Source organism: Methylopila sp. 73B (assembly GCF_000526315.1).
Lineage (GTDB): Bacteria > Pseudomonadota > Alphaproteobacteria > Rhizobiales > Methylopilaceae > Methylopila.
The window spans coordinates 2,931,743-2,943,290 of sequence record NZ_JAFV01000001.1 but is presented as its reverse complement, the minus strand read 5'-3'; the positions used below and the strand labels follow the sequence as shown (position 1 = coordinate 2,943,290).

Genomic DNA, 11,548 nt, shown 5'->3' with positions numbered 1-11,548 from the left:
CGCTAGCGACAAGGGCCTCCGCGGGAGGAGACCATACGATGGGCAAGGTTACAGGCTTTCTTGAGATCGACCGGCAGGAAGCGCGGTATCAGCCGGCGTCCGACCGCATCCGGCACTACCGCGAGTTCACGCTGCCGCTGTCGGACGCCGAAGTGGCGGGCCAGGCGGCGCGCTGCATGGACTGCGGCATCCCGTTCTGCCACGGGCCGCAGGGCTGCCCGGTCAACAACCAGATCCCGGACTGGAACGACCTCGTCTACGCCGACGACTGGAAGGAGGCCTCCCGCAACCTCCACTCCACCAACAACTTCCCGGAGTTCACCGGCCGCATCTGCCCCGCCCCCTGCGAGGAGGCGTGCACGCTGAACCTCGAAAACACCCCTGTCGCGATCAAGACGGTCGAGCAGGCGATCGCCGACAAGGCCTGGGCCAACGGCTGGATCGCGCCCGAGACGCCGGAGGCCAAGACCGGTAAGACGGTGGCGATCGTCGGCTCCGGCCCCGCCGGCATGGCGGCGGCCCAGCAGCTCGCCCGCGCGGGCCACGACGTCCACGTCTACGAGCGCGAGCCCAAGGCCGGCGGCCTGATGCGCTACGGCATCCCGGACTTCAAGATGGAGAAGCGCCACATCGACCGGCGCGTCGAGCAGATGGAGGCCGAGGGCGTCACGTTCCACTACGGCGTGAACGTCGGCGTCACCACGCCGGTCTCCGAGCTGGTCGAGGGGCATGACGCCGTGCTGTTCGCGGGCGGCGCGGAGCACCCGCGCGATCCGCAGCTGCCGGGCCAGGACCTCAAGGGCGTGCACTACGCCATGCCGTTCCTGGTGCAGCAGAACCGCCGCGTCGGCTTCGAGAACCACATTCCTGAAACCCCGGTCGAGGCCTTCGCCAAGCACGTCGTCGTCATCGGCGGCGGCGACACCGCCTCCGACTGCGTCGGCACCTCGTTCCGCCAGGGCGCGATCTCGGTCACGCAGCTCGACATCCGGCCGGTGCCGCCGAAGGTCGAGGACAAGCTGCTGACCTGGCCGTACTGGCCGACCAAGTTCCGCACCTCGTCCAGCCAGGCCGAGGGTGCCGACCGCGAGTTCGCGGCGGTCACGCTCGGCATCGAGGGCAAGAACGGCAAGGTGGTGGGCGTGAAGTGCGCCCGCGCCGACGCCAAGCGCCAGCCAGTCCCAGGCTCCGAGTTCGTCCTCAAAGCCGATCTCGTCTTCATCGCGCTCGGCTTCTCCGGGCCGCTGAAGGAGGGCCTCGTCGAGCAGTCCGGCGTCGCGCTCGACAAGCGCGGCAACGTGCTGGCGGACGAGAAGAGCTACGTCACCTCGAACCCGAAGGTGTTCGCCGCCGGCGACATGCGCCGCGGCCAGTCGCTGGTGGTGTGGGCGATCCGCGAGGGCCGTCAGGCCGCCAACGCGATCGACACCTTCCTGATGGGCTCGTCCAAGCTCCCGCGCTGACGGCGACCGCCACAACAACTTGAAGCATCGCGCCGCTGGCGTCCCGGACTTGATCCGGGACCCAGACCCGCGGGCGGGAGAGCGATCGAGCAGCTGCCCGCGTACTTTTCTCGCCGCGCCGTGATTCTGGGTCCCGGATCAAGTCCGGGACACGAGCGGGCGGCGCCGGGGCCGGCGCGTCTCAGGGCGTCTTGAAGCTCAGGGCTTCGGCGCCGCGGCCTCGGCGGGGGCGTCTGGCTTGCCCGCGTCCGGCTTGGCGGGATCGGCCTTCGCGGCCTCCGCGCCAGGCCAGCGGTGGTCGTCGAGACGGCCGGGGTCGGCGGTCAGCGCTTCGCCGCGCACCAGCAGGCGCTCCACCGCGTCCGAACGCGCGCCCGAGCCTGCGCCGCCGACCAGCGCGCCGCCCTCGGAGCGCCGCGGCGCCGTCAGCACCACCACGGGTCCCGCAAGCGGCTTTGGCCGGTCGACCAGCGGCGAGACGTTGGGGTCGCCGCCGTTCGGCGTCGCGCCGATCAGCGCCTCCGCCGGCTTCGGCTGGTAGGACTTGCGGATCTCCTGCTCGACGTAGTGCGCGAGCTTGCGGGAGCCGGCCTTGGAGAAATGCACCCCGTCTTCGAGGCGCAGGCGCGCGTTCTGGCCGTCGAGCTGGGGGCCCACGGCGGCGTAGTCGCCGTTCTCGTCGACGAAGCCTTCCCAGACGTCCACGAAGGTCCCGCCCGCGGCCTGCACCCGTTCCTTCACCATCGCGTTGAGCGCGATCAAGTCGGAGTTCGCACGCGCGCTGGAGGACGGCGCGAGGCTGACCCAATAGACCGGGATCTTCTTCGCCTTGAACGGCGCGATCAGCGCGTCGACCCGCGCGAGGTAGCGCTCGCGCCAAGGCGCCGAGAGCGGGGCCGCGTCGCGCATGTCGAGGAAGGGCTGGCGATCGTTCACGCCGACGTCGATCACAGCATAGGCGAGCGGACCCTCGTCGACCGCCTTCTGCGCGGCTTCGGCGAAGTCGTGGTAGTCGGCGCGCACCAGGCCGGCGTTGGGCCGGGCGTAGCGCTTGACGCCGATCTCGGGCGCGTCGGCGAAGGCCTCTTGCAGCCCGCCGGCGAGGCCGTCCGCGACGCTGTCGCCCAGCACGGCGACGAAGACGCTGGGCGGCGCCACGGGCGCGCTGGGATCGCCGGTCGGGATCGGCGGCACCGGGGTCGGGGTGGGTTCCGCGGGCTTGCGCCGGGCGCGCGGCTTCGGCCGCACCTCGACCGCGCCGGGATCGCGGCGGGCGGTCCAGCCGTCGTCGATTTCGGGGTCGCGCGGCCGCGCGCCGAACAGGCGCTGCAGGAAGTTGGGCTGGCTCTCGCGCCGGCGCACGTAGCGGGCGGCGTCGTCCAAGGCCCGCCGCCGCTCCGCCTCGCGGCGCGCGAGCGCCTCGCGCCGGTAGGCGTTGACCCGCTCGTCGATCATGCGGTCTTCGTCGTAGCGGTCGTAGGACCGCTCCCGCACGTAGCCGACGGGCGGGTCGTAGTAGCGGCGGTAGTAGCCGTCCTGGGCCGAAGCCGGCGCGAGCGAGAGTGCAAGCCCGCTCAAGGCCAGACTGACGGCCAGCAGGCGCGCGGGGGACGCGCCGGTCGGGATGCGCCGGATCATGGGGCGAACGCTACCATGATCCTCCGGCTCCGACCATGCGGCCGGCTCCTCAGCGGGCCGAGCGCAGGTGGCGGAGCAGCGAGACGCCGGCGTAGCCGTCGGGCGCGAGGCCCTGGCGCTGCTGGTAGGACATGATCGCCTCCCGCGTCGCGGGCCCGATCTTGCCGTCCGGCTCGCCGATGGCGAAGCCGCGGCGGGCGAGCAGGGCCTGCAGCTCCAGCCGTTCCTGCTCGTCCAGCGGCTTGTCGTGGTTCGGCCACGGCGTCACGAAGGCGCCGCCGCCGCGGATGCGGTCGGCGAGGTGCCCGACCGCGAGGGCGTAGCTGTCGGCGTTGTTGTAGCGCTTGATGACCCGGAAGTTCTGCATCATCAGGAACGACGGCCCGCGCGGGCCGGCCGGCTGCAGCAGGGTCGCGACGTCGGTCGCCCGTGCGAAGCCGCCGCCGGAGGCGCGCTGCACGCCCGCCGCCTGCCACCGGCCGAGCGGCATCTTGGCGCCGGCCTTGGCGTTCATGCCCGCCGGGATGATGACCTCGTAGCCCCAGGTCTCGCCGGAGCGCCAGCCGTGCTTCTTCAGATAGTTCGCGGTCGAGGCCAGCGCATCCGGCACCGAGGTCCAGATGTCGCGACGGCCGTCGCCGTCGCCGTCGGCGGCGTAGGCCTTGAAGCTCGTCGGCATGAACTGGGTGTGGCCCATGGCGCCGGCCCAGGAGCCGATCATGTTTTCCGGCGTCACGTCGCCGCGCTGCAGGATCTGCAGCGCCGAGATCAGCTCCTTGCGGAAGAACTCCGGCCGGCGCGGCTGGCAGCAGGCCAGCGTCGCAAGCGCCTCGATGACGTTGTGGCCGCCCATGGAGCCGCCGTAATTGGTCTCCATGCCCCAGACCGAGAGGATGGCGTAGCGGTCGACGCCGGTCGAGCGCTCGAGCGCCGCGAGCGTCTTGCCCCACTGTTGGTAGTTCGTCCGGCCTGCGTTGATGCGCGTGTCCGACACCCGCGTGTCGATGTACTGAGCCATCGTCGTCTTGAACTCGGGCTGGTACTGCGACTTCTCGATCGCCTCCCGGTCCGGCTTCAGTCCCCGGAAGGCGCGGTCGAAGGTCCCGGCGCTGACGCCCGCGGCCGCCGCCTGCGGGCGGAGCTGGGCGACGAAGGCCTGGAACCGCTGGTCGATCGCATCCGCCGCGGCCGGGCTCGCGAAGGCGAGGCCGAGCAGGGCGGCGGTCAGCGTGGCGCTGGCGAATCGGACGGGGCGACCTGCAAGGCGCATGTCGACGTCTCCTCTGAGCCGGGCCGCCGAAGCCGCCCGATTGCGTTCATCATGTCTGCAGGCAGCATACGCGCCAGAGTTTGCATTCGGTTAACCGCGTTGGGCCTTGATGATCAGCAGGACGTGAGCGCCCCAAATCGGTCTTGCGTCGCCCTCCTTCCACGCCGCGCCTTTACGCGGCGGCTCTCAGCCCCAAAACTACGCCCGGACGACGGCCAATGGACCGCCGTTCACAAGAAGACGCGAACGCCCGGAGAACCAATGTCCCGTCCCATCCGCAAGGCCGTGTTTCCCGTCGCGGGCCTCGGCACCCGCTTCCTGCCCGCCACCAAGGCGGTGCCGAAGGAGATGCTGACGGTGGTCGACCGGCCGGTGATCCAGCACGTGGTGGACGAGGCCCGCGAGGCCGGCATCGAGCATTTCATCTTCGTCACCGGGCGAAACAAGGGCGTCATCGAAGATCACTTCGACAAGCAGTTCGAGCTCGAGGCGACGCTGGAGCGCCGCGGCAAGCTCGACGCGCTGCGCCTCCTCAAGGAGGACCTGCCGAGCGCCGGCCAGGCGAGCTTCACGCGCCAGCAGGAGCCGCTCGGCCTCGGCCACGCGGTGTGGTGCGCGCGCGAACTCGTGGGCGCCGAGCCCTTCGCCCTGCTGCTGCCGGACATGCTGCACCAGGGCGAGGAACGCAGCTGCCTCGCCGAGATGATCGACGTCTACAACGCCGCCGGCGGCAACGTGGTCGCGACCTACGAGGTGCCGGACGACCAGACGCACCAGTACGGCATCGTCGGCGCCGGCGAAAAGATCGGCAAGGGCTTCAAGATGACCTCAATGGTCGAGAAGCCGAAGCCGGGCACGGCGGAATCGAACTACGCCATCTCGGGCCGCTACATCCTGCAGCCCGAGATCTTCACCCTGCTGGCGAAGCAGGAGGCGGGCGCCGGCGGCGAGATCCAGCTCACCGACGCCATGCTCTCGCTGGCGAAGGAGCAGGCCTTCTCGGGCTTCGCCTTCGAGGGCCGGGTGTTCGACACCGGCTCCAAGATCGGCTTCCTCACCGCAAACGTCGCCTACGCGCTCGAGCGCGACGATCTGGCGGGCGACTTCCGCAAGGAGCTCGAGGCCCTGCTCAGGGGCTGAGGCGAGCCTCGCATCCGCCACCGCTGTTCTTACCTGCGACGTCGTCCTCCGGCTTGACCGAAGGGCCCATCGTCAGGGTGGAACGCGACGTCGGAGTCCCCTTCTCCCCTTGCGGAGACGGTTGGGATGAGGGGTCGTCTGGGACATCCTTGGGCGCTGTTCAGGAGGTCTCCGACGACCCCTCATCCGGCCGGCGGCTGACGCCGCCGTCCACCTTCTCCCGCAAGGCGAGAAGGGAAGCGGTGGTCGCGCGTCCGGCACACATCGGTGAGCGCGGTCCATCCGTGACGGCGCGTGTATGGCGTATGGACGACCCCGCCCGCCTCACCGCCTCAAACGCAGGCCGACCTCGATGATCGAGGAGCTGTAGCCCTCGCCGCTTTCCGAGCTCGCGAGCTTCTCGTGCTGGAAGCTGCCGATGAGCGAGAGCGACCGGTTCAACCGGTACTCGCCCTCGAGCGCCAGGGTGAGGGCGTCGTCGACGCGGCCGATGCCCTTGTAGTTCAGGCGCTCGACCGTCGCGCGCGCCGTCAGCAGCACGTTCCGGCGCAGCGCATGCTCGACCGCCACGCCGACCGAGCGCGTCAGCACGCCGCTCGCGCCGGTGAGGTTGGTCTCCTGCAGCGCGCTGCGGGCGTTGAGCCGGACGGTGGTGAGCGCGGTCGGGACCCAGGCGATCGAGCCGTCGATCAGCAGGCCCTCGACCGGATCGAGGCTGTTCTCCTTCGGCGTCTGGCGGCCGTAGCCGAGCGCCAGCTCGCCGGTGATCAGCCGGGTCGCCTCGAACTTCGCGCCGGCCCGCAGCGCGTAGCCGGAGGAGCCCAGCGTCTTGCCCGCGTCGTCCTCGCGCTTGTCGTAGTCGCGCGTGTCGACCGCGATCTCGGCGAAGGGCTGCAGCCGCGGCGAGAGCTCGTAGGCCCCGCGTAGCCGGACCTCGTAGGCGTTGTAGATCCGGTCGGAGTTGTCGAGCTCGCTGCCGTCGAGCAGCTTGCTGTCGTCGTAGAGGTAGCGGTCCACCAGCCCGTCCAGCTGCAGGCTGAAGCGGTTGAAGCGCTTCGCCACGCCCAGCGTCGCGCCGTAGGACTTCTGGATTTCGTCGCCGTCGACGTCGTTCTCGGTCTCCGGGTCGCCGGGGCTCGAGGTGGTGATCGAGGCGCGCAGCTGGGTGACGATCTGCGTGTCGTCGGTCACGTCGATCCGGCCGTCGACGGTCGCGCTCGCCTGCGGCTCCAGGCCGATCTCGGGGGCGTTGGTGAACTTGCGGATCTGGCCGCTGAGCCTCACCTCGAGCTGGTGGCGCGACCAGTCGGAGACCGCGTCGAGGTCGCCGCGGAGGCGCCCGTAGGCCGAGCCCTTGCCGCCGCTCTTCACCTCGTTCGGGTTGGTGTCGTAGCCGGCGGTGCTCTCGAGCGTCGGCCGCAGGATGAAGGCGCCCGCCCGGACGCCGGTGGGGCTGTAGGGCTCGTCCGCGAGCCGGCGCGCGCGCGGCGCCCGCGGCGGCGCGCCGAGGCCGGCCCGCGAGCCCGCCAGCGGATCGCCGATCTGGAGCTGGGTGGCGAGCGGCTCCTCGACCCCGGCGCGCGGCGCGGCCTGCGGCTCGCGGCCGTAGGTCCCGCCGGCGAGCGGCTGGGGCTCGGTCCCGCCGTAGTCGCCGCCGGCGAGCGTGTCGGGGTCGAGCCGGCGCAGCGGTTCGTCGTCGAGGGCCTCCTGACCGCGCGCGACGCCGGCCGCCGCGACGAGCGCGACGAGGGCGAGGGCTGCAAGGCGCTGCGCGCGCGGCATGGCGTCCTTGGAACGGCGCGTGGACGGGGACCGGCGCGGCGCGAACCGGCGGCGTGGTTAACGACCTTGAAACCATCGTGGTTAACAAAGCCTTGCCGCGGGCCCGCTTGGCGCGGTCGCGGCGGCGGTGCTAGTTAGGGGGTCCGCCGGGCCTCCGGGCCTTGCGGACCCGTCGCATTCCAGGACTGATCCGTTCGATGGCCGAACCTCTGCGCACCCCTCCGTCGCCCGGTCTGACGACGCCGGCGCAGTCCGTCGCCTCGGCGCTGCGCACGGTCGAGACCGAAGCCGCGGGCCTTTCGGAGCTCGCCGCGGCGTTGAACGGCGCCCTGGGCGATCCCTTCGCGCGCGCGGTCGAGACGATCGCGGCGGCGCGCGGGCGCACCATCGTCTCCGGCATGGGCAAGAGCGGCCACGTGGGCCGCAAGATCGCGGCGACCTTCGCCTCCACCGGCACACCGGCCTTCTTCGTGCACCCGGCCGAAGCCAGCCACGGCGACCTCGGCATGATCACCTCCGACGACGTGGTGCTCGCGCTGTCGTGGTCCGGCGAGACCGCGGAACTGCGCGACATGGTGCACTACACCGGCCGGTTCCGGGTGCCGCTGATCGCCGTCACCTCGCGCGAGGACAGCGCGCTCGGGCGCGAGGCTGACATCGCGCTGGTGCTGCCGCGCGCGACCGAGGCCTGCCCGCACGGCCTCGCCCCCACCACCTCGACCACCATGCAGATGGCGATCGGCGACGCGCTCGCCGTCGCGCTGCTGGAGAGCCGCAGCTTCACGCCGTCCGACTTCCGCCGCTTCCACCCCGGCGGCAAGCTCGGCGCGGTGCTCACCTTCGTGCGCGACGCCATGCACCAGGGCGAGGCCGTGCCGCTCGTCCCCGTCGGCGCCAAGATGTCCGAGGCGCTGATCGTCATGTCGGCGAAGAGCTTCGGCTGCGTCGGCGTCACGGACGCGGGCGGAGCGCTGGTCGGCATCGTCACCGACGGCGACCTTCGCCGCCACATGGGCCCCGGCCTCACCGCCATGACGGTCGAGGAGGTCATGACCCGCTCGCCGCGCACGGTGCGCTCGAGCGACCTCGCCGCCCAGGCGCTGAGCGAGTTGCAGAGCCGGGCGATCACCGCCCTGTTCGTCGTCGACGGCGGCGAGCCGGTCGGCCTCGTCCACATCCACGACCTGCTGAAGCTCGGCGTGGCCTGAGGCTGGCGCGCCATCCGTAATCGCGCGGATGGCCGCTTCGTCATCGCCTTCACGCCGCCTTAACCGGGAATCTTCACCATCCGCCCTACGGCCGCGGAAGGATTCCGGTGCGGCGCGCGCAAGGGGCGGACATGGATTTCGCGACCATCATCGGCTTCGTCGGCGGCATCGGCGTCCTCAGCTTCCTGATCCACGAGGGCGGCGGGCTGGAGCGCTACTACTCCGAGCACGCCGTCATCGTGATCTTCGGCGGCTCGATCACCGCCACCCTGATCCGGTTCGAACTGGGCGCGTTCCTCTCGTCCTTTCCGACCGCTATCAAGACCGTCTTCCGCGGCAGCCACGGCAACCCGCGCGACCTGATCGCCGAAATCGCCGAGATGGCGGCGATCGTGCGCAAGTCCGGCCCGGTCGGGCTCGACAAGGCGACCCCGCATGATCCCTTCCTCGCCAAGGGGGTGCGCTACGTCGCCGACGGCTTCGACGAGACCTTCATCCGCGAGACCCTGGAGCGCGAGCGCGACCTGAACCTTCACCGGCTGGAGATGGCCGGCAAGGTGTTCCGCGGCATCGGCGACTGCGCGCCGGCCTTCGGCATGATCGGGACGCTGATCGGCATGGTGCAGATGTTCGCCGAGATGTCGGACCCGTCGAAGCTTGGCGTGTTCATGGCCATCGCGCTGCTCGCGACGCTCTACGGCGCCGTCGTCGGCAACTTCTTCTTCCTGCCGATCGCCGACAAGCTCGCCATCAAGTTCGCCCATGACGAGCTGAACCAGACGCTGGTGATCGACGGCGTGCTCCAGCTGCGCGCCGGCAAGAGCCCGGCGGTGGTCAAGGAAATGCTGATCGCCTACCTGCCCGAGAAACAACGCGCCGCCGTCATCGAGGCGGCGGCCTGACATGGCCAAGAAGAAACACGCCGACCACGGCGGCGGACACGGCTGGTTCGTCACCTTCGCCGACCTGATGGGCCTGCTGATGGCCTTCTTCGTGGTGCTGGTCGCGTTCTCGAACCAGGACAAGAAGAAGATGGCGGCGGTCGCCGGCTCCATGCGCGAGGCCTTCGGCTCGCAGCGGGAGATCGTGGCGGCGGGCGTGATCGACGTCGGCGGCACGCCGACGCGCACGGAGCTGCTGAACAACAGCGCCAAGACCATGAACGACTCCGCGAACCTGTCGGGGCCGCTGTCCAAGGACAAGGCGGACACCGCGGCGGTCGCCCGCGGCTACGCCCGCGCCGCCGCGAGCCTGCGCCAGGCGCTGCGCGCCATGCCGGAGATCGCCGACGTCTCGAACCAGATCGTCGTCGAAGACAACTCCGAGGGCGTGTCGATCTCGCTGATCGACCAGGACGGCCGCTCGATGTTCCAGCCCGGTTCGGCGCGGCCCTCGCAGCGCATCGTCGACGCGCTGACGGCCATGGCGCCGACGATCCGCGCGCTGAACTATCCGATCTACGTCACCGGCCACACGGCGGCCGGCGTGTCCGAGGCCGGATCGCTCGACGCCTGGCGCCTGTCCGCCGACCGGGCGAGCGCGGCGCGGGAGCTTCTGGCCTCGAACGGCGTTCCGGACGGCCGCTTCACCGTGGTGCAGGGCAAGGCCGCGACCGACCCGATGTTCCCCGACGCCCCGCAGATCGCCGCCAACCGCCGCGTGACGATCTCGCTCACCGCCGCCCCCGGGGCGCTGCCGATGGACCTGAAGCCGTAGAGTTTTCCCGTTGGGCTCCACGCTGGTGCCGCGACCGGGCCCTACGCCCAAGACCCCACCCGACCTCGGCTTCGCCAAGGCCACCCTCCCCGCGCCTTCGGCGCGAGGAGGGATCGCCCGCGCCCGGTTCTGCGGCGTGGAAGACGAGGCGCGGAGATCCCTCCTCTGGGACAGGGGAGGGTGGACGGCCGTAAGTTCGGCCGGGCGGGGTGGGCTTCAGGATGAGGCTCCCGAACGCTATCGCGCCCTACGCCCAAGGCCCCACCCGGCCTCGGCTATCGCCGAGGCCACCCTCCCCACGCTTGCGGCGCGAGGAGGATCGCCCGCGCCCGGTTCTGCGGGGGTGGAAGACGAGGCGCGGGAATCCCTCCCCTGGGAGGGGAGGGTGGACGGGCGTAAGCCCGGCCGAGTGGGGTTGGCGTCAGCAGAAAGCACCCGGCCGCTGCGCCTCACCCCCTCACGCGCGCGCTCGCCGTCGGCAGCACCTGCAGCTTCAGCCAGTTGATCAGCTCGGTGCGGCGGATCTTCGGGTCGAGCACGGAGGGCGCGACGCCGAGGCGCCAGGCGACGTCCTTGCGGCCGGGATCGGCGTCGAGCGCCACGAGATCGGTGATGTAGCCGGCGGCCTCCTCGCCGTCGCGAAAGAAACCCTCTTCCAGCATGATCGGCGTGTAGCGCGACAGGATCCCGCCGAGTTCGGCGAAGGTGTACTCGGGGTGAAACTGAACGCCCCAGAACACGCCGGCGCCGTGCCGGATCTCGGCCGCCTGCACGGCGCAGAGATCGTTGGTCGCGGTCACGATCGCGCCCGGCGGCACGGCCGCCACCTCGTCGGAATGGATCGCCGGCGCGTCGAACACCTGGGTGCGGCCGGCGTGGAGCGGATGGCCGCGGCCGGCGTCGGTGATGTGGATCGCGCGGGCGATGCCGATCTCGCGGCCTTGCGGGTTCAGCTTCACCTCGCCGCCCGCTGCGACCGCGGCCACCTGCAGGCCCCAGCACGAGCCGAAGAACGGGACGCCGGCGTCGTAGACCGCGCGGGCGAAGTCGACTTGGACCAGAGACTCGCGCTCCGCTTTCCAGAGGTTGAGCCCGGAGCCGGTGATCGCGACGCCGTCGTAGGATGCGAGGTCCGAGCCGTCCGGCAGGTTCGCGCCCTCGTCCGCCGGAAAGCAGATGTCGACCGTGGCCTCGAGTGTCTCGTCGGCCGCGAGTCCCGAGAGGATGTCGGCGTAGAACGCGCTCGGCGTCTGTCCTGAGACGGCCGCGTGCCGCTCGCGCATGGCCTTGGGGTTGCCCTCGACGACGAGGAGGCGCAGCGGGCGCATCGC

Annotated in this window: 9 protein-coding genes; 5 read left to right on the top strand and 4 right to left on the bottom strand. The window is 71.1% G+C overall.

What is annotated here, in order from left to right; all coding sequences use genetic code 11:
* Positions 1-38: 38 nt before the first annotated feature.
* Entirely contained in the window at positions 39-1,463 is a 1,425-nt protein-coding gene (locus tag K244_RS0114150; RefSeq protein WP_020186935.1) for a glutamate synthase subunit beta, read from the top strand.
* A 198-nt stretch (positions 1,464-1,661) separates the two neighbouring features.
* Here K244_RS0114150 and K244_RS22760 read toward each other — a convergent pair whose 3' ends face one another.
* Positions 1,662-3,101 carry a GDSL-type esterase/lipase family protein gene (locus tag K244_RS22760; RefSeq protein WP_024816511.1) on the bottom strand — a complete coding sequence of 480 codons (1,440 nt, stop codon included), beginning with the start codon at positions 3,099-3,101 and terminating at the stop codon, positions 1,662-1,664.
* Positions 3,102-3,150: 49 nt separating this feature from the next.
* Positions 3,151-4,371, bottom strand: coding sequence for a lytic murein transglycosylase (locus K244_RS0114140; protein ID WP_020186934.1), 1,221 nt, complete (start codon positions 4,369-4,371; stop codon positions 3,151-3,153).
* Between the two features lie 261 nt (positions 4,372-4,632).
* Between K244_RS0114140 and K244_RS0114135 the strand changes: the two genes are divergently transcribed.
* Positions 4,633-5,511 carry a UTP--glucose-1-phosphate uridylyltransferase gene (locus K244_RS0114135; protein ID WP_020186933.1) on the top strand — a complete coding sequence of 293 codons (879 nt, stop codon included), beginning with the start codon at positions 4,633-4,635 and terminating at the stop codon, positions 5,509-5,511.
* Between the two features lie 324 nt (positions 5,512-5,835).
* On the opposite strand, the gene K244_RS0114130 is transcribed toward K244_RS0114135, so the two are convergent.
* Entirely contained in the window at positions 5,836-7,293 is a 1,458-nt protein-coding gene (locus K244_RS0114130) for an outer membrane beta-barrel protein (protein ID WP_020186932.1), read from the bottom strand.
* A gap of 197 nt (positions 7,294-7,490) precedes the next feature.
* Between K244_RS0114130 and K244_RS0114125 the strand changes: the two genes are divergently transcribed.
* The 3 genes from K244_RS0114125 (at position 7,491) to K244_RS0114115 (ending at position 10,217) form a co-directional block, all read left to right on the top strand.
* Positions 7,491-8,501 carry a KpsF/GutQ family sugar-phosphate isomerase gene (locus K244_RS0114125; protein WP_020186931.1) on the top strand — a complete coding sequence of 337 codons (1,011 nt, stop codon included), beginning with the start codon at positions 7,491-7,493 and terminating at the stop codon, positions 8,499-8,501.
* Between the two features lie 131 nt (positions 8,502-8,632).
* The gene (locus tag K244_RS0114120) at positions 8,633-9,403 is read left to right on the top strand and encodes a MotA/TolQ/ExbB proton channel family protein (protein WP_020186930.1); all 771 of its coding nucleotides are present in this window, start codon (positions 8,633-8,635) and stop codon (positions 9,401-9,403) included.
* A gap of 1 nt (position 9,404) precedes the next feature.
* Positions 9,405-10,217, top strand: a complete 813-nt coding sequence (locus K244_RS0114115; protein ID WP_020186929.1) for a flagellar motor protein MotB — start codon at positions 9,405-9,407, stop codon at positions 10,215-10,217.
* A 449-nt stretch (positions 10,218-10,666) separates the two neighbouring features.
* Here K244_RS0114115 and K244_RS0114110 read toward each other — a convergent pair whose 3' ends face one another.
* The gene (locus tag K244_RS0114110; RefSeq protein ID WP_036306800.1) at positions 10,667-11,545 is read right to left on the bottom strand and encodes a type 1 glutamine amidotransferase; all 879 of its coding nucleotides are present in this window, start codon (positions 11,543-11,545) and stop codon (positions 10,667-10,669) included.
* Between the last annotated feature and the right edge of the window lie 3 nt (positions 11,546-11,548).